This window comes from Methanoculleus sediminis (assembly GCF_001017125.1).
GTDB lineage: Archaea > Halobacteriota > Methanomicrobia > Methanomicrobiales > Methanoculleaceae > Methanoculleus > Methanoculleus sediminis.
In genome coordinates this window covers 82,089-98,191 of sequence record NZ_JXOJ01000008.1, presented here as the reverse complement: position 1 = coordinate 98,191, position 16,103 = coordinate 82,089, and the positions used below count along the sequence as shown (strand labels likewise).

At 63.6% G+C, this 16,103-nt stretch carries 17 protein-coding genes; 5 read left to right on the top strand and 12 right to left on the bottom strand.

Annotated features, from left to right (window positions below; genetic code table 11):
* Window positions 1-5: 5 nt before the first annotated feature.
* A complete protein-coding gene (locus tag SZ63_RS11645; RefSeq protein ID WP_048185576.1) occupies window positions 6-527 on the bottom strand; it encodes a deoxycytidylate deaminase in 522 nt (173 codons plus the stop codon).
* Between the two features lie 237 nt (window positions 528-764).
* Between SZ63_RS11645 and SZ63_RS11640 the strand changes: the two genes are divergently transcribed.
* Complete coding sequence (locus SZ63_RS11640) at window positions 765-1,154, top strand: DUF3887 domain-containing protein (RefSeq protein WP_241481343.1); 390 nt, start codon at window positions 765-767, stop codon at window positions 1,152-1,154.
* A gap of 234 nt (window positions 1,155-1,388) precedes the next feature.
* Here SZ63_RS11640 and SZ63_RS11635 read toward each other — a convergent pair whose 3' ends face one another.
* Complete coding sequence (locus tag SZ63_RS11635; RefSeq protein ID WP_048185574.1) at window positions 1,389-2,222, bottom strand: hypothetical protein; 834 nt, start codon at window positions 2,220-2,222, stop codon at window positions 1,389-1,391.
* Between the two features lie 159 nt (window positions 2,223-2,381).
* Between SZ63_RS11635 and SZ63_RS11630 the strand changes: the two genes are divergently transcribed.
* Window positions 2,382-3,254 (top strand): alpha/beta fold hydrolase, encoded by an 873-nt coding sequence (locus tag SZ63_RS11630; RefSeq protein ID WP_048185573.1) that lies wholly within the window; start codon window positions 2,382-2,384, stop codon window positions 3,252-3,254.
* Window positions 3,255-3,269: 15 nt separating this feature from the next.
* On the opposite strand, the gene SZ63_RS11625 is transcribed toward SZ63_RS11630, so the two are convergent.
* Window positions 3,270-4,463 carry a M24 family metallopeptidase gene (locus tag SZ63_RS11625; RefSeq protein WP_048185853.1) on the bottom strand — a complete coding sequence of 398 codons (1,194 nt, stop codon included), beginning with the start codon at window positions 4,461-4,463 and terminating at the stop codon, window positions 3,270-3,272.
* A 130-nt stretch (window positions 4,464-4,593) separates the two neighbouring features.
* On the opposite strand from SZ63_RS11625, the gene SZ63_RS11620 reads away from it, so the two are divergent.
* Window positions 4,594-5,319: a class I SAM-dependent methyltransferase gene (locus SZ63_RS11620; protein WP_241481342.1), complete on the top strand. Its 726-nt coding sequence runs from the start codon at window positions 4,594-4,596 to the stop codon at window positions 5,317-5,319.
* 30 nt (window positions 5,320-5,349) lie between these two features.
* On the opposite strand, the gene rsgA is transcribed toward SZ63_RS11620, so the two are convergent.
* A complete protein-coding gene (gene rsgA, locus SZ63_RS11615; RefSeq protein WP_048185570.1) occupies window positions 5,350-6,444 on the bottom strand; it encodes a ribosome small subunit-dependent GTPase A in 1,095 nt (364 codons plus the stop codon).
* Window positions 6,445-6,604: 160 nt separating this feature from the next.
* Here rsgA and SZ63_RS11610 point away from each other — a divergent pair, with 160 nt between their 5' ends.
* Window positions 6,605-7,408, top strand: a complete 804-nt coding sequence (locus SZ63_RS11610; RefSeq protein WP_048185569.1) for a class I SAM-dependent methyltransferase — start codon at window positions 6,605-6,607, stop codon at window positions 7,406-7,408.
* A gap of 9 nt (window positions 7,409-7,417) precedes the next feature.
* On the opposite strand, the gene SZ63_RS11605 is transcribed toward SZ63_RS11610, so the two are convergent.
* Together SZ63_RS11605 and SZ63_RS11600 are read right to left on the bottom strand one after the other, a co-directional pair.
* Complete coding sequence (locus tag SZ63_RS11605) at window positions 7,418-8,014, bottom strand: DUF998 domain-containing protein (RefSeq protein WP_048185567.1); 597 nt, start codon at window positions 8,012-8,014, stop codon at window positions 7,418-7,420.
* A gap of 120 nt (window positions 8,015-8,134) precedes the next feature.
* A complete protein-coding gene (locus SZ63_RS11600; protein ID WP_048185566.1) occupies window positions 8,135-9,292 on the bottom strand; it encodes a TIGR04083 family peptide-modifying radical SAM enzyme in 1,158 nt (385 codons plus the stop codon).
* A 356-nt stretch (window positions 9,293-9,648) separates the two neighbouring features.
* On the opposite strand from SZ63_RS11600, the gene SZ63_RS11595 reads away from it, so the two are divergent.
* Window positions 9,649-10,077: a pyridoxamine 5'-phosphate oxidase family protein gene (locus SZ63_RS11595; RefSeq protein ID WP_048185565.1), complete on the top strand. Its 429-nt coding sequence runs from the start codon at window positions 9,649-9,651 to the stop codon at window positions 10,075-10,077.
* Window positions 10,078-10,128: 51 nt separating this feature from the next.
* Here SZ63_RS11595 and SZ63_RS12525 read toward each other — a convergent pair whose 3' ends face one another.
* From SZ63_RS12525 to SZ63_RS11565, 6 genes are read right to left on the bottom strand one after another with little or no spacing between them, the layout of a single operon-like run.
* On the bottom strand, window positions 10,129-10,530 hold the full coding sequence (locus SZ63_RS12525) for a DUF3795 domain-containing protein (RefSeq protein WP_082122778.1): 402 nt from the start codon (window positions 10,528-10,530) through the stop codon (window positions 10,129-10,131).
* Between the two features lie 15 nt (window positions 10,531-10,545).
* Window positions 10,546-11,259 carry a DNA alkylation repair protein gene (locus tag SZ63_RS11585; RefSeq protein WP_048185564.1) on the bottom strand — a complete coding sequence of 238 codons (714 nt, stop codon included), beginning with the start codon at window positions 11,257-11,259 and terminating at the stop codon, window positions 10,546-10,548.
* A 37-nt stretch (window positions 11,260-11,296) separates the two neighbouring features.
* Window positions 11,297-12,172, bottom strand: coding sequence for a metallophosphoesterase (locus tag SZ63_RS11580; RefSeq protein ID WP_048185563.1), 876 nt, complete (start codon window positions 12,170-12,172; stop codon window positions 11,297-11,299).
* A gap of 39 nt (window positions 12,173-12,211) precedes the next feature.
* Window positions 12,212-12,736, bottom strand: a complete 525-nt coding sequence (locus SZ63_RS12520) for a GNAT family N-acetyltransferase (RefSeq protein ID WP_052959146.1) — start codon at window positions 12,734-12,736, stop codon at window positions 12,212-12,214.
* Window positions 12,737-12,784: 48 nt separating this feature from the next.
* Window positions 12,785-14,701, bottom strand: coding sequence for a PP2C family protein-serine/threonine phosphatase (locus SZ63_RS12515; protein ID WP_052959145.1), 1,917 nt, complete (start codon window positions 14,699-14,701; stop codon window positions 12,785-12,787).
* A 34-nt stretch (window positions 14,702-14,735) separates the two neighbouring features.
* Window positions 14,736-16,043 carry an STAS domain-containing protein gene (locus SZ63_RS11565; protein ID WP_048185558.1) on the bottom strand — a complete coding sequence of 436 codons (1,308 nt, stop codon included), beginning with the start codon at window positions 16,041-16,043 and terminating at the stop codon, window positions 14,736-14,738.
* Between the last annotated feature and the right edge of the window lie 60 nt (window positions 16,044-16,103).

Below are 16,103 nucleotides of genomic sequence, written 5' to 3'. Positions count from 1 at the left end.
ATACGCTAGTTACCCGAGACCTTCGCGATCACGCTATCAAGGTGCTTCCGGTAGAGTTCCTGCGGGTCGAGTTCCCCGAGCCCTTCCGGCGTCCTGACCATCACCCTGCCGATGCCGGCGTTCACCAGCATCTTCGAGCACATCAGGCAGGGCGGGTCGTAGGAAGGCGCTCCCGTCAGACGCTCGAACCCGGCGAGGTACATCGTACAGCCGGCCGCGGCCCGTCCCGCCTGGAGGAGCGCGTTCATCTCCGCGTGTACCGATCGGCAGAACTCGTAGCGTTCACCGGAGGGGATGTTGTATTGCTTCCTTATGCAGGTGTTCAACTCATCGCAGTGCGCCTCCCCACGCGGCGCCCCGTTGTGCCCGGTGGAGACGATCTCTCCAGCCGAATTGACCACGACCGCCCCGTAGCACCGCCGGATACAGGTCGACCGCCGGGCGGTCTCGACCGCGATGTTCATGTACCATTCGGTCCGTGAGGCCCGGGGCGGTACGGGCGGTGCGTCGGTATGCCAGTCCGTCATGGCCGCCCCTCCGGCAGTGGGTTGCGCCCGATCAGGTTTTTGCTCATGATAGATCTTCCACGGTGCGGGATTAAAAAGAGGCGTTTTATGTCGAAGGGATGGTTGTCCGTTAAGGGTTTTCAACGCGCTTTGAAGGGGGCCGGGGAATCTCCTGTCATCAGTGTGGCGCCGTCCGCTCCGAATACGACCTCTCGGCGTTCCGACCCGCAAATTAATCACCCTCCGGTTCGACTCTGTATGATGAACCTCTCTCGGGTACTGGCGCTTGCCGTTCTGGTCATCCTTGCCGGGGTCTCTGCATGCGGCTGCATGAGCCAGGAGACCTTGGTATCCGATGAGGAGAAGGCGCGGGTGCTTGAGTATGCGGACCCGATCGCCGACGATGTCCTTTTGGGCTTCGATGAAGGCAAATATACGGTGTACCGCGAATTCGTCACATCCAGGTTAGGGCTCTATGTCTCCAGAGATAACCCCGTCGTTACGGAGAGGGGCGAGTATATCACCGTAACCTACAGGGCGAACTTCGAGCGGGAGGATGGGGTGAGTCTCCGGTTTATCTTCCGGAAGGGCGACGAATCGCACCAGCTCTCCGGGCTCTGGTTCGACTCCCCGATGCTGCGCAGTTGAGGCGCTTCACCGGCAGAACTGCTCTGGCGGAAACGATCGGTCGACCCCGTGACCACCTCTGCCCCCGTGCGGGGAGGATTCCCCTGCCGTATCCGAACAGCGTTCTTCTCGATCTCCAGGACCGGGACGGGCGTTCGCAGAGAGAACAAGCGCGGGAAGAGCCCGACCCGATGGCCTGATGCCTGGATCCCGGGAAGAAAAAGCACTTCTATGGGAAAAGAAGACTCCGGAGGGTCAGTACACCCCCTCGCCCGTCACGAGGGTGCCCCGCACCAGATAGGTGCCGTTGCACGGGCCCGTGAACTCGTGGCGCACCTGCTCTTGGTACGAGTTAAACTGCCAGCCCATGACCCACCACTCGTTTCTCCCCTGAAGGTCGGCCGCGATGGTGAGAACGTTCTCGTCATCGGCCTCGAACGAGAGGATGAACGGCACCTCGACGATGTAGCCGGACGATCCCGGGCTCAGATGAGCGTCGGAACCGGTGAGATTGCCGACGATCCGGTAGGGCGCAAGCAGGGGTTCTGTCCCGATCGGCGTTCTGGTCTCGATCTCGCAGTCCGGATCGGCATCAATCATATTGTACAGTTCCATATCGACGAGCACCGGCGTCTCGTCTGAATATCGGTCGGAGTAGACGTGGGTTGGCTTCGGGAGTTCCGACTCGTTCTGCCCCGGCAGGATGGGCATCGGCGTGATGCGGTTTTTGTAGATGGGATCGATCCGGTCGGCCGAGATGTTGAGCATGGGGACTCCCCGAACGTTCTCGATCCCCATCGATATCCCGCTCCCATCGAAGTTGCGGAGACTTGCCTGGGAGGGATTGATTGGGGTGACGTTCGTTCCGGTCTCCGGGTCGTAACGGGAAGGAAGGGGGATCAGGAGAACCGCGTCCTCGATCGGCCCCGTCGTCGAGACCTTCAACTCGTAGTGATACTGCGACCTGAAACTCTCGGACGCGGACTGGCCGAGATTTGCCGCGATCAGCGCGACAATTACGAACAGAACTGCCACGAGGATGCCTGCCGCGATGAGCAGGTTTCTGAGCGTCTTTGTGTGGTTCCCCATCGATCAGATCGTCAGGGAGTTGGTGGTATTATATTCATCTGTTTTCAGGCGCCCGTCTCTCCGTCCCGGCCGCCGGACTTCTCCCCGGTCCGGACGAACGGTCCGGGCCACAATCTTTTATAGTACGGTGGTTCCCGGGAACCCGCAAGGAGGTATCCCATGTCGTATCTCACCGTCGGTAAGGAAAACTCGGGCACCATCGACCTCTACTACGAGGACCACGGTGCCGGGAGACCGGTCGTCCTGATCCATGGCTGGCCGCTCTCGAGCAAGTCCTGGGAGAAGCAGGTGCCGGTGCTGCTCGATGCGGGCTACCGTGTCGTCGCCTACGACCGCAGGGGGTTCGGCAACTCCAGCAAACCGACCTCCGGCTACGATTACGACACGCTGGCCGAAGACCTGCACAAACTCATGACGGAACTCGACCTCGCCGACGCCACGCTCGTCGGGTTCTCGATGGGCGGCGGCGAGGTCGCCCGTTACCTCGGCACCTACGGGAGCGATCGCGTGGAGAAGGCCGTCTTCATATCCGCGATCCCGCCGTTCCTCTTAAAGACGGCCGATAACCCCGAAGGAGTGGACGGCAGCGTCTTCGACGGGATCATGGAGAGCATCGCCGCCGACCGTCCGGCGTTCCTCTCCGGTTTTCTCTCGGACTTCTATAACGTCGATCTCCTCGGGGGCGACCGCATCAGCGACGAAGTCGTCCGCCTCAGCTGGAACATCGCGGCCGCCGCGTCCCCTGCGGGCACGCTCGACTGCGTCCCGGCGTGGCTGACCGACTTCCGGGACGATCTCGCGAGCGTAGACGTGCCGGTTCTCGTGATCCACGGCGACGCCGACCGGATCGTCCCCTTCCCCGCCTCGGGAAAGCGCACCCCGGGGTTGGTCAACGAGAGCCGTCTCGCGGTGGTGGAGGGCGGGCCGCACGGGATCACCTGGACGCACGCGGAGCGGGTCAACCGCGAACTGCTGGAGTTCCTCGGGCAGCAGGTTCAGGCGGCGCAGCCGTTTGCCGCAAACCCCACGTAGGAGCGGGGGCTCCCCTCAGTACACCGGGACGAGGCCGGGATTCGCCCCGGTGATGCACCGGCCGCCTCCGCGGGCGACCACGAACGTGTTCTCGATCCCGACCATCCCGACGCCCTGGACTCCCTTCTTGGGTTCGAGGGCGATCACCATCCCCTCTTCGAGCGGCTCGTCGAAACCCCGGGCGATCACCGGCATCTCGTCCACCTGCAGGCCGACGCCGTGGCCCAGGAACTGCACCCGCCGTTTCCCGTAGCCCATGAAGTTCTCGAGGAATACGGGATCCAGATCGCCGAGGATCGTATCGTAGATCTCTGCCGGAGAAATCCCCGGCCGCAGCATGGACGCCGTCCTGTCCTGGACCTCCACGCACCGGCGATGCGCCTCGATCGCCTCTTCGAGGAGCGGTCGCCCGAACATATACGTCACCGTCTTGTCGGTGTGGTAGCCCTGCACCCCGCACGCGCAGTCGACGAAGACTAAATCTCCGGTTCCGAGCTTCCGGTCATGGCTGCCGAGCACCGGGGCGCCGGGAGCCGCTCCGAGGCACCCCCCCGGCCCGTCGAAACCGGTCGGGTAGATGGAACTCTCTCCAAAGCCGAGCTGTCCGAGGATCATCTCCGTCCCGAACATCCCGAACCGGGCAATCCCGTGATGCCCTTCTGCAACCAGGCGCGAGAAGACCTCGCCCCCGAGTTCGGCCTCGCTCATCCCCTCGCGAAGCATCGCAGGAACACAGTCTTCGAGCACGTGGCGGTGAATCCTCCCGGCTCTCTCCAGGATCGCGAGCTCGTAAGCGCTTTTGACCGACCTGACCTTCGCCGCCTGGGCATCGAGCGACGCCGTTGCCGTGAAGGGGAAGTACTTCCGGAACCTCTCAAGCAGCGCGAGGGGCACCGTCTCCGTCTCCACGTGAACCGTCTTCGGGCATGCCCCCATCCCGGCCGCTGCATCGCGGAAACTCTTCATCGGCCGGATCTCGGGGAAGTGCGACTCGTCTTCCGCTCGTTCGAGACTCCGGCGCACCCAGAGCACGCCCTCTTCGTCGCGGGGGATGAGGAGGACCCCGTCCTGCATCGTCCCGGTGAAGTAGAACTGGTTTGTCCGCCCGAAGATCGCGGCGAACTCCCACGAGGGGTTCTCCCGCTCCATGCGGAGCCGGAACCGCTCCATACGGTCCCGGAGTTCTGAGGCGGGGGTCTTATGCTCCATATCCATGAATGGGTGCCGCTGGTATTTAGCTCTGGCGGGATTTCTCGCGACCGTCGGCAGCAATTCCGACCACATGGATTATAGAGCCGCACGGCGCATTACCTTCATGGGAACTCCTTTCATTTTTACCATGCACGAGGGCCTGCCCCGCCAGGGGCCGGGGAGCAACGCCTGCACGAGGAAAGCTTTCTCGATGCTCGCCGACCTTCCTCCCCGGCCGGAGATCCTGGATATCGGGTGCGGGGCCGGGATGCAGACGGTCGAACTTGCCCGGACCTGCCCGGGCTGCCGTATCACCGCCGTCGACGTCCACCAACCGTTCCTGGACGACCTCGCCCGGAGCGCGGCATCGGCCGGGGTGGGCGAGCGGATCACCACCATCCGGGCCTCGATGGACGGCCTGCCTTTTGACGACGCATCGTTCGACGTCCTCTGGGCGGAGGGCTCGATCTTCATCGTAGGGTTCCGGGAAGGGCTCGTCTCGTGGAAGCGGCTCCTCCGGCCCGGCGGCTACCTCTGCCTCACCGAGGCCGCCTGGTTCGTCGAAGATCCCTCGCCGGAGGCGGCGGTGTTCTGGAACGAGTGCTACCCGGCGATAACGACAGTCGCGGCAAACCGCGCGATCGCCGAAGACGCCGGCTACGAGGTCGTCGCGACTTTCCCGCTCCCGAAGTCCGCGTGGTGGGAGAATTACTATATGCCGATCCTCAAGCGGGTAGAAGACCTGCGGGCGAAAGTCGCCGGAAATCCCGAGGCAGAGGCGCAGATTGAGTTCGCCGAGCGAGAAACCGCCGTCTACCGGGAGCACGGCAGCGAGTACGGCTACGAGTTCTTCATTCTGCAAAAGAAGGGGTGATCCGGGCAGGAGATTAACCGCCAGCGGCCGTTACCTCTCCTTTGTCTTTCCGATATCCCTCTGGATCTTGCCGATCGCTTTCCAGCGTTTCTTCTCGAGCCTTACAAGCCCGATCTCCGCTTTCTCCTCTTCGAACGCGAGTTCGCGCATGAGCCTCCGGAAACTCTCCAGCCGTGCCGCAGGGAGGATTCCGGCCGCGACGGCCGCCCGGACCGCACAGCCCGGCTCCTCCTCGTGCCGGCAGTCCGAGAACCTGCAGCCCTCCGCGAGTTCGAGGATCTCGGGGAACGTATCGGCGATGCCGGCGGATGCCGTACCGATGCCGACCTCCCGGATGCCGGGGTTGTCGATCATGAGCGCCCCGCCGGCGAGGATGAAGAGGTGGCGGACGGTCGTGGTGTGACGCCCTTTATCGTCGTAGTCCCGGGTATGCGATGTCTCCTGGACCGGACTGCCCATGAGCCGGTTGATCAGGGTGGACTTGCCGACGCCCGACGAGCCGATGAGGGCAACCGTCGTTCGCGGCGCGAGATACGGGGCGAGCCGGTCGACGCCCTCCCCGCTCGCGGCGCTGATCGGGATGATCGGTATGTCGGGAGAGACGGAGGCGATCTCGTCGGCAAGGGTTGCAGGGTCGTCCGCGAGATCGGACTTGTTGATGACGATGACCGGACGGGCACCGGAGGCGTGGGCGATCGCGAGGTAACGTTCGATCCGGCGGGCGTTAAGATCGTGGCCGGCGGCGGTCACGATGAAGACCGTATCGATATTCGCCGCGATGACCTGATCGGCGCCGTCGCGTCCGGGAGTTCCCCGCGCAAAGCAGGTTTTCTGCGGGAGGATGTCGACGATTACCGTGGTGCCGGCCTCCGGTTGATGGAGTAATACGACAAAGTCTCCCACCGCCGGAAACCGGCCGAGTTTCCGCAGGGCTCCGGATATTCCGGCCGTGACGGAACCGCCGTCGACGAGCACGTCCCACACCGTCTTCTGCCGGCAGGCCACGCGGCCGGGGAGGTACGGGCCGGCGTACTTCGAGAATGCCGCATCGTGCTCGTCCGTCCATCCGAGGTCTTCGAGCGTGTAAGGATGCTCTTCTCCGCATCGTGAAGTGAATTGGTTCATAACGTGGCCAAACCTTTGTAAATTGGGTGGCATGCAGGATGACAAGTGCTTTGTGGTCGCGGTTAACGGCGCCGACGGCCCGGGCCCCGTTGTCCTGAACATGATGCTTTAAACCGGGCGGTTGACTCTATATTCTGCAGACACGCAATAGAGGAACCGGATGAACGGCAAGTATGTCCACGGGTATACGGAGCGGGAAGCGGAGCGGTTGAGCGACCAGGCAGAGACCCTTACCAGGCTCCTCCACGACGACACCCGCTATCCGGCGGAATCAAGGGTGCTCGAGACGGGCTGCGGCACCGGCGCCCAGACGGTGATCCTGGCGCGGAACAGCCCGGAGGCGCGGATCACGTCGGTCGATATCTCCGAAGTCTCGCTCGATGCGGCAAAGAAGCGTGTACAGGCCGAAGGCATCACCAACGTCACGTTCGAGGCGGGAGACATCTTCGACCTCCGCTACGAGCCGGGGAGTTTCGACCACATCTTCCTCTGCTTCGTCCTCGAGCACCTGGCGGATCCCCGCCGCGCGCTCGAGCGCCTCCGCCCGCTGCTCCGGGGGGGCGGCACGATCACGGTGATCGAGGGGGACCACGGCTCGGCGCACTTCCACCCCGACAGCGCCCATGCCCGCCGGGCGATCGGGTGCCTCGTCGACCTCCAGCGGGAGATGGGCGGCAACGCCCTTATCGGGAGGGAACTCTACCCGCTCGTCGCCGGTGCCGGCTACCGCGACGTCCATGTCTCCCCGCGGATGGTCTACGTGGACGGGTCCCGGCCGGAACTCGCCCGCGGGTTCACGAGACTGACCTTCACCGCCATGGTCGAGGGCGTCGGGGAAGATGCGGTGGGCCGGGGGATGATGAGCCGGGAGGACTGGGAGCAGGGGATACGCGACCTCTACCGCACCTCCGAACCGGACGGGGTCTTCTGTTATACGTTCTTCAAGGCAACGGGAAGGAAGTGACCGGGATACTTACCGCTTCGCACCAAACGGCGCCATGAGGTATCCCCCGAATCCCGCGAGCCAGAGGAGCGCGGGGTAGACGATCATCCTCTCCGACCCCCCATGGCCGATAGGGCCGTAGAGGCTTATGATGCCGAAGTCGCTCGCGGCATGCGTCACGAGGAAGACGAGGCCGACAACGCCGGCGATAATCGAGATCGCCTTCAGGGGTCCCCGGACCAGAGAAGCGCAGGCGATCGACTCGACGTTGAAGAAGACGAAGGCCGCGAGTGCAAAGAGGCCGTGGATGCCGGGAATATCCAGCGTGAAGACCGCGGTGCCCATCGCCCCGGCACCCGCGAGGACGAAGACGGGGAGGATCCAGCCTCTGGCATAAGAGCGGTAGAGGAAGTAGCCGCCGATGACGTTCAGGAGGCCTGCAAAGAAGAGGGAAGAGTTGAAGAGCCATGCCGTCGCGCCGGTCACGCCGAGATCGCTGATTGCATTCAGGTTGATGCTGTAACCCGGCGCCATGGCCGCGCCGGCCATGAGGGCGATCATGAACTGGACCGGGAGCAGAAAGAGCAGCACCCCTGCAATCGTCTGACTGGTGTTGGTTCGGCGCATGCCAGCGGATAGTGATTCCACCTTTATAATTCCCGCGCAGGCCCGGCGGCGCCGGCCTTCGCAGCGTGCCCTGATTTCCGTTAACGGTGTTAACGAGACCCGGGAGGTGCACCGGGCAGCCTATTTCGTCGCCATCACGCGCAGGATCGCCATGATCCCCGGTTTCGTCCCCCCCGCAAACGGTGAACAGAACTCTTCCATATCCATATCCGCGGACCCGTAGAGTTCTTCGTTCAGCCGGTCGGTGATCTCGTCGAATATCCGCTTATATGCGATACAGTGAGGATCGACACCCCGGATCTCGCCGTCTGTCGGCGTTATCGCGTTGTAGGGGCACCCGCCCCGGCAGTATCTGATGTGGGAGCACCCGGCGCACTCGCGGTCGACGTAGTCCTTGAACGCGTGCATGAGTTTCCAGGCGTCCGACCCGGCGAGGTCTTCGGCCGTGGGATGGTCGTAGACGTTCCCCATCACGTATTCCGGCATCCCGACGAAGCGGTAGCAGGGGTATATGCTCCCGTCCGGCCCGAAGGCAAGGGTGCTTCCCATGCAGTCCACGAACGTGCAGACGGTGCCGTGCCGGGTAAAGACGCACTTGCAGAGGTCGTTGATGTTCATGATCTCGATTTTGCCCAGGTTTTCCAGGTATTTATCGAGGAGGTAGACCAGCAGGTCCCCGTAGACCTCCGGCTCGAGCGCCCACTCTTTCGGGTTCTCGCTCCGGAGAGACGGCAGCGCCGGGTGCAGTTTGAGGGGAAAACCGTTGTTCAAGAAGAAATTGAAGATCTCCTCCCTGTGCTCGACCGACCGGCAGGTGAACGTGCAGATGAACCTGACCTCGAGTCCGTTTGCCCGTGCTATCTCGTAGCCCCGCATGGTCTTTTGATAGTAGCCCTTCCCTCTCTGCGTGTCGTTGATATCCTCGGGGCCGTCGATGCTGGAGCCGATGGGAATATTGTATTCTGCGAATATCCCGGCCATCTCCGGGGTGAGTTTCCAGAGGTTGCTCTGCAGGGCGAACGTCGGTTCGAGATGGGCGAGGCCTTCGGAGAGGATCGGGAGTGCCTGCCGGTAGAACTCCGCGCCTGCAAGGAGGGGCTCGCCGCCGTGGAAGGTGATGGTGACCTGGTCGGAGCGGTAGTCTTTGAGCCATTCCGCGATCTCCCGGACGGTCTCGATACTCATCACGGGAGACCGTTCATCGGAACTCCAGCAGTAATGGCATTTCGAGGGGCAACCGAGCGTGGGGATGATCATGACGTGGAACGGACTCTTCATCGTACCGAGTTCTCTTTGAAGACTTTAATACCTATTTATACGGGCGCCGGGACCGCAGATCCGGGCGGAACTATCGCCCTCTGCCGTTTATCGGGTCGGCCTGCGGCGGAGGGAGTTCGAGGCCTCCGGCGATCCCGTCGAACGGCTCTGGAGGGACTGCATCTGCACGTTCTGCAGGGTTCCGGTCGTTCGCCGCCGGATGTCCGGGGTTGCGGTCACGAACATCGGTGGTGAGTGCAGGGGCCGGCTCGACGAGGCCCGGAGACCGGCCCGGGAGGCATTCCCGTCCCATTCCGCCCGAGGGTTCCCGGAAACATTTTGTGCTTCCTCTCCGTATTGATGGGTGAGGAAGGAAAATGGACTTCTCCGATTGCGTGAAATTCGCAAACGAAAACCCCGTGACCTACATCGCGACAATGGACGGCGACCAGCCCCGGGTCCGGGCGTTTGCCATGTGGTTTGCCGATGAGACCGGGTTTTACTACCATACCGGAACCCCGAAGAGCGTCTGGAAGCAGCTCACGAAGAACCCTAAGGTCGAGCTCTGTTTCTACAATCCCGAGGGTAGAGGAACGATGATGCGCATCAAGGGAGCGGTCGAGTTTCTCGATGACGCGGCCCTGAAGGAGCGGCTCGTCAAAGAGCGGTCGTGGCTCCTCCAGATCGGGGTCTCGGGCGCGGACGACCCGAAGCTCGCCGTCTTCCGCGTGGCCCACGGCGAGGCGTACTTCTGGACACTGGAACAGAACATGCGGGAAGCCGAGGCGCCCCGCGTCAGGTTCTAGGCGCCCTGGAGCGGGAAGAGCACTCTTTACGGGCTACCGGGAGCGCGGAGATCAGTCCATCGGCCTCCCGCAGGCGGAACACGTCCGCCGGTAGGGGTCGATGCACCCTCCGCACGACGGGCACGTGTAATCGGCCTGCACCTGCCGTCCCCACTCTTCGGGCCCGAGAGCGGTGAGTCTCCTGATATTCTCCGCAAGGTCGATCCGGTATCGGCCCCGATAACGTTTATCGAGAGACCCCCGGGTCGGGCAGGGGAACTCCGGACATTCGCCGCAGTGGTTGAGTTGCCGCTCCAGGACGCATCTCCGGATCCGGCATTTCCATTTTGAGGTGCGTTTCTGGCGAGGGTCTTCGGAACGGCAGCCACGGCATCTCCCGGAGAGAAAGCAAGGGGCGAGAGCGCAGTTCACGCCGCACATCCCGACAAAATCTGGATAGGTAGTCCGTGCCATGATACCCCGGACGATCTACCAGTCCTTCTTCATCGCCTCTGCCTTCAGGTCCTTCGGCATCAGCTCGATCGCGTAGCGGAGCGCCGTCCGGGGCATTTCTCGCTTATTTGCCATGACGTAAGAGAAGACCTCGTCCGTATGCTTCCGGCTCGCCTCCTTGAGGAGCCACCCGTAGCCTTTCCGGACCAGGTCGTCCGTGTCGGTCAGGAGGAGATCGGCGATTGCAAGGGCTTCGTCGAGGAACTCCCCGTGCTTTGCCGGCACGATCAGCGAGACAGCCGCCGCCCGCCGCATCCAGCGGTTCTTCGACTGCGTCCAGCGTTTCAGCTCCTCGATATGTTCGGGGTACCGGACGATGAAGTCCCCGACGGCGTGGTTGCAGAGGCCGTCGCAGGTGGCCCAGTTGGTGATGTAGGTCTCAATCCAGTGCCGGAAGACGGCGATATCACCGGGCTCGTAGCGGTCGGCGAGCCGCGGTGCCCATTCGGAGACGACGAACGCCTCCTCCATCATCCCCGACGAATAGAGTTCCTCGCAGAGGGCGAAGATCTCCTTCTTCTCGCGGGCTTTGACCTCCTTCCAGTATTTTTTCGCGATCGCGATTCCGGTTGCCGTCTTCATCCCGTAGCACCGGACCTCCTCCTTGAAGAACCGCTGGCCTTTCTCCCGGATCTCTGGGTCTGCGTGCGCCGCGAACTCCTGCCGTATCGCTTCGACGACCGTGTCCATGTATGATCATACGGATGGGCGGGAGATAAGCGATGCGCTACCGTGTCCGGCGGCCCGGCACCCCCCGCCGCCCGAGATACCGCTCGATATGCGTTTTTTTGATTCCCATCCCGAGCAGGCGTCCGAAGACCTCTTCCCGCCCTTCGATCGCGATCTCCTGCTTCGCCCTCCGTAGCGCCTCGACTTCATCAGGATACGGAAGCGATCCGCGCCCCTCCGTAAGATCCCGGAGGAGAGCCGGGTCGCAGCCGGTCGCGGCGAACCTCTCCCCCGGACGCAGATCGATCCGGCACGGCCCGGCGACATATTCGATCCGCCACCCTTCCTCCCGGTCGATCACCGCGTAGGAGGCCGGGGAGCAGTCGAGGGCGACATACGCCTTCCCGGTAATCCCAGCAACCATCATCCCGTAGTGGCCGGTGATGATGCACGCCGCCGGGAGGTCGAAGAGCCAGACCCGGTTCGCGAGAGGTGCGTGGGCGACGACGATATCGACCGGCCCTTCGGCCGAGCGGGCCATCCGCCTCTCCCTCCCGGTGGGGACGCCGAGGAAGCGGATGCCGAGGACGTCCTGTACCTCCCCCGAGATCTCGTGGAGATAGGGGCTTGCCCCCGCCGCCTCCCGGACGCGGCCGTAGGTGCCCATCGTGTCGTCGTTGTTCCCCTCGATGACGATGCAGTGCCGGCCCGCCGCCGCGATTGCGCGGAGGAGGCCGAGGAAGAGCTCCGTCTCGTCGAGCGTTGAGCGCGAGCACCGGTCGTAGGCGGCGTCGCCGGCGAAGACGACTATGCCCGGGTCAATCTCTTCGACAAGGCGGAGGAACGAGCCGATCTCGACCCGGCCGCCGGGCGCACCGCGCTCCCTCGTCCCCCACGCGAGATCGCTGAACGCGAGTACCCTCGTCGCGGGCATGGGGCGGGGTTGGGCGCCGGGGGTGATAAGGTCTCGCGGTTACCCGTCGTGCGATCCGGTGCTCCGGCAGTCCAGTATCTTCGCCGTCATGACGAGGTTCGAGTACATCCCTCCGCACCGGAACGCCTTTCGCTTGACGCCCTCCCGTACAAACCCGTGCTTCTCGAAGAGCCGTAGAGACCTCGTGTTCTCCTCGACGATGAGCGCCTCGACCCGCTCAAACCTCCCCTCCGCCTCGGACAGCGCGAAGGAGACCGCGCGGCCGCCGATCCCCCGTCCCCAGTACGGCCGTTCGAGGTAGACGAAGATCGTCGCGCTGTGCGCAAGTTTTGTCCCTTCCTCCTCCGGTATCAGCCCCACGCAGCCGATCGTCTCTTTATCCGCGACGATGCACCAGAGGGATGCCCGGATCGCCTGCATCGACGAGAAGAACGCCTGCGTCTTCTCGAGCGGGACCGGAAGGATGAGGTCGAGGTACCGCGCAACGTCGGGCTCGTTGACGATCCGGTTCAGCCGTTCGACGTCGCTCTCGCGCGCCGGTTCAAATGATACGTTCTCTTTCATTCTGCCTCCCGGGGAAGTGCTCTGCTCCGGCCCGAACTACGGTATTCTTCAATCGCCGATCCGCAGCACGACGACCGTGATATCGTCGAACTGCGGGGCTTCGCCGGCAAACGCGGCGACGGCACCCCGGATCGCTTCCGCGACCTCGTCGGCACAGCGGCCGGCCGCGGCCTCGATGACGGCGTAAAGGCGTTCCTCGCCGAACATCATCCCCTCCCCGTTCTCCGCCTCGGTCACGCCGTCGGTGTAGAAGACGAGGAGGTCGCCGGGCCGAAGCGTGATCGTGCTCTCCTCGAACTCCACATCCTCGAGGAACCCGATCACCGGGCCGGTCGGCTCCAGGGTCTCCATCGATCCGTCCCGCCGCCGGAGGACGGGCGGGTTGTGGCCGGCGTTGACGTAGGTGAGGGTGCGTGCCTCGTCGAAGACCGCATACAGGAGGGTGACGAAACTGACGGATCCCGTATCCTCGATGATGGTGTCGTTCGAACGGCGGACGGTCTCCGAGACGGCCCCGCACCCCCGGGCGACGGTGCGCACGGTTGTCCGGGCGAGCGCCATGTAGAGCGCGGCCGGCACGCCCTTCCCGGCAACGTCGGCGATGACGAGGGCGTATCGCCCAGTTCCCAGGTCGACGAAATCGTAAAAGTCCCCTCCGACCTCTTTCGCCGGGCAGGTGAACGCGGCGATCTCGCACCCCGGGATCTCCGGGGTCCTGCGGGGCAGAAACGATGTCTGGATCTCGGCGGCGATCCGGAGTTCGGACTCCTTCCGCTCGATCTCCTCGCTGTAGTGCCGGATCCGCTGCACCATCCGGTTAATGCTCCGCTCCAGCCGGACGAACTCCGTCGTGTTCATACCCCGTATGGCGTGATCGAGGTCTCCTCCGGCGATACGGTCGGCATCGTCGATGACGGCTCCGACGGCGGTGCCGACGTAGCGGGAGAGGCCGAAAGCGAGGGCGATCCCGACCAGGGCGGCGGCAAGCCCGATGAGGAGGTAGGTGACCAGCAGGTGATCCCTGACGGCATCGAGCCGGGAGCGGTCGAAGATCAGTTCCAGCACCATACTGCCGTCGGTCACCGTCGCCGGGTCACGGAGATCGATGAAGACCAGCCGGCTCGTCGTACGGACTCCCGGATTCTCGAACGTCGCCGAGGCACGGTTCTCAAGGACGCTCATGATCCCGGCGTCTGCGATCCCTCCCGTCTCGTTTCCGGCGACGATGTTGCCGTAGATATCGACAATCCTGACGCCGGCGAGATCCGGGTTGTTCTGCATCAGGATGCGGACAACGTCGGTGTAGGAGAACTGCGAACGGACGTCGGAGAACTCGGGCGTATCGATCCCGAGTTCGAGGACGAACCGATGGTCGGGCGACGGGAGGTAGGCGAACTTCCGGAGCCTCCCCGATACGTTCAGGTCGCTATGGTCCTCGATTGAGCGGACGACACGGTCGGCGGTGAATGCGTCCCCTTCGCGAACCTCGGTCAGCCGGGTATAGAACGCCGGATACTGGCGGAAATCGACCCCCAGAACGTCAGGGGCGGTAGAATAACGGATGATGCCGTCGGCATCGATGATGTAGAGGTCCAGCTCGCCCGGAAACCCGGGTGCGAGTTCGTCTTTGAGGGCATCCAGATCGACGGCGGAGGGGTCGTTGCCCGCCGCGCCGTATACGCGGGAAAACTCCAGGAGCCCCTCCTTCATGGCGGGCGTGAGATCGTCGTCGACGAGACCGAGCCCCTTATCGACGAGCCGGACGGATGCGACGCCGTTCTCTTCGGTGTACCACCGGAGGGCGTCATACTCCCGGGCGGCATCCTCGCTTGCCTGCAGGTACGAGACCGTCAGCGCGAGAGCGATGACGACGACGATGATGAGGGCGGTGGAGGCCGCAAGGATGGCCTGGATCGAGCGGCCGGGGTTTTCGGCGCCCCCGTTCAGGTCGTCTGCTGGTTTCATCGCCCCTCGTCCGGTGCGTGATCGTCCTGCCCGGTCAGGCGGTCCGGTCAAGCCGGGTGACCGGTGCAATCCCTACCGTGGCGTTCCGGAGTTTCGAGATGGGGAGAAGGTGGTGGAGCGCAACGAACTTCCCCGCATCGAGGGTGGTCGCGATCCCTTCTTCGAGGACGCCCGGCCCCACGTAAGGAACGCCGGTATACACCGCTCCCGTCGCGTAGATGAAGAAAGGAGCCGCCGGAGCGCCGGGCCGCGTGTAGTAGAGCGGTTCGAGGAGTGCGGGATCGACCGCCGATCCTGCCCGTTCGAGGTCGATGGCGTAGCCGAACGCGATGAGCGTCTCCCCGTCATACCTCGGCTCGATCTCTGTCGCGGTGACATCGTCGGCTACGAGGGCGCCGGGCCTCCTCCCGAAGTACATCGAATGCATCCCGCCGGACGACTGCCGGTTCTCTGCATCGGCGGCGGCACGGTGCGCCGCAAGAAGCGAGGATTTGATGTCCGCACTGCAGATCCCGCGGACGGTGCCCCGCAGGAGGAACGAGAAGACGCCGGTATACTCGGGGTGGTTCCCGCTCAGGTAACCGGCAGCCTTCTCGACGATATCCTGGACCGTGATTCCTTCCGTGCCGTCTGCCGCGATAGTGAGTTGTGTGGAGAACCCGCCGTCAAGGGCGACGCGAAAAGCGCTCGCGACCGTGATGCCGCCGCCCTCGAGGTGATCGGGGAGGAGGTAGTCCGGTGTCTGGTTTCCGTCCGCCGTCAGGGTATAGACGGTGCCGCGGATACCGAGCATCTCGCCGACGAGCGGGGCGGCCGCTTCGAGACCCGGAGCGGCTGCCCCGATACCGACCATATATTCGCCGACGGGTGCGGGAACCGCGGTGATATCCTCTTTCGCGAACGGCCCGAGATACGCTGCCCGAAGGCTGCCTGCATACCGGAGAGCCGCACTTTCTCCTCCCCGCCGGGTAAAGGAAACGGTTTTCTCGTCTGCCTCGCCAAGGGCCAACCGGAGAGCCGCGAGCGCCGCACCTGTATCGGGGAATTCCTCGATGACTCTCAAAAACCCGCCCATCGAGAATATTTTGCGGGGGTACTCGGTGAGGCCGGCAACGGCAACCCGGCCGTTGCGCTCCCTCATGGTCGTATAGAGCGACTGGAAGAACCGCAGCCCCGCCGAGCTCATGAAGTCCACGCCGCCCATGTCGACGACGACCGCACTGTCGGTTTCATGCATGTAAGAGCGCAGCAGATCGTTGACTTTCTCCGCACCGAATCCGTCCAGCCTTCCGACTGCGGATACCACCAGGACTTTTCCCTCTCGCGTCGCCTTACAATCCATTAAACCACAGTAATTCATTCACCGGCCGCGAGAAAAGGATTTTTATTCTATTTCGGAAGG

Coding starts and splice junctions, on each gene's coding strand:
- SZ63_RS11645 (WP_048185576.1), bottom strand. CDS start 527: ATGACGGACTGGCATACCGACGCACCGCCCGTACCGCCCCGGGCCTCA.
- SZ63_RS11640 (WP_241481343.1), top strand. CDS start 765: ATGATGAACCTCTCTCGGGTACTGGCGCTTGCCGTTCTGGTCATCCTT.
- SZ63_RS11635 (WP_048185574.1), bottom strand. CDS start 2,222: ATGGGGAACCACACAAAGACGCTCAGAAACCTGCTCATCGCGGCAGGC.
- SZ63_RS11630 (WP_048185573.1), top strand. CDS start 2,382: ATGTCGTATCTCACCGTCGGTAAGGAAAACTCGGGCACCATCGACCTC.
- SZ63_RS11625 (WP_048185853.1), bottom strand. CDS start 4,463: ATGGAGCATAAGACCCCCGCCTCAGAACTCCGGGACCGTATGGAGCGG.
- SZ63_RS11620 (WP_241481342.1), top strand. CDS start 4,594: ATGCACGAGGGCCTGCCCCGCCAGGGGCCGGGGAGCAACGCCTGCACG.
- rsgA (WP_048185570.1), bottom strand. CDS start 6,444: ATGAACCAATTCACTTCACGATGCGGAGAAGAGCATCCTTACACGCTC.
- SZ63_RS11610 (WP_048185569.1), top strand. CDS start 6,605: ATGAACGGCAAGTATGTCCACGGGTATACGGAGCGGGAAGCGGAGCGG.
- SZ63_RS11605 (WP_048185567.1), bottom strand. CDS start 8,014: ATGCGCCGAACCAACACCAGTCAGACGATTGCAGGGGTGCTGCTCTTT.
- SZ63_RS11600 (WP_048185566.1), bottom strand. CDS start 9,292: ATGAAGAGTCCGTTCCACGTCATGATCATCCCCACGCTCGGTTGCCCC.
- SZ63_RS11595 (WP_048185565.1), top strand. CDS start 9,649: ATGGACTTCTCCGATTGCGTGAAATTCGCAAACGAAAACCCCGTGACC.
- SZ63_RS12525 (WP_082122778.1), bottom strand. CDS start 10,530: ATGGCACGGACTACCTATCCAGATTTTGTCGGGATGTGCGGCGTGAAC.
- SZ63_RS11585 (WP_048185564.1), bottom strand. CDS start 11,259: ATGGACACGGTCGTCGAAGCGATACGGCAGGAGTTCGCGGCGCACGCA.
- SZ63_RS11580 (WP_048185563.1), bottom strand. CDS start 12,172: ATGCCCGCGACGAGGGTACTCGCGTTCAGCGATCTCGCGTGGGGGACG.
- SZ63_RS12520 (WP_052959146.1), bottom strand. CDS start 12,736: ATGAAAGAGAACGTATCATTTGAACCGGCGCGCGAGAGCGACGTCGAA.
- SZ63_RS12515 (WP_052959145.1), bottom strand. CDS start 14,701: ATGAAACCAGCAGACGACCTGAACGGGGGCGCCGAAAACCCCGGCCGC.
- SZ63_RS11565 (WP_048185558.1), bottom strand. CDS start 16,043: ATGGATTGTAAGGCGACGCGAGAGGGAAAAGTCCTGGTGGTATCCGCA.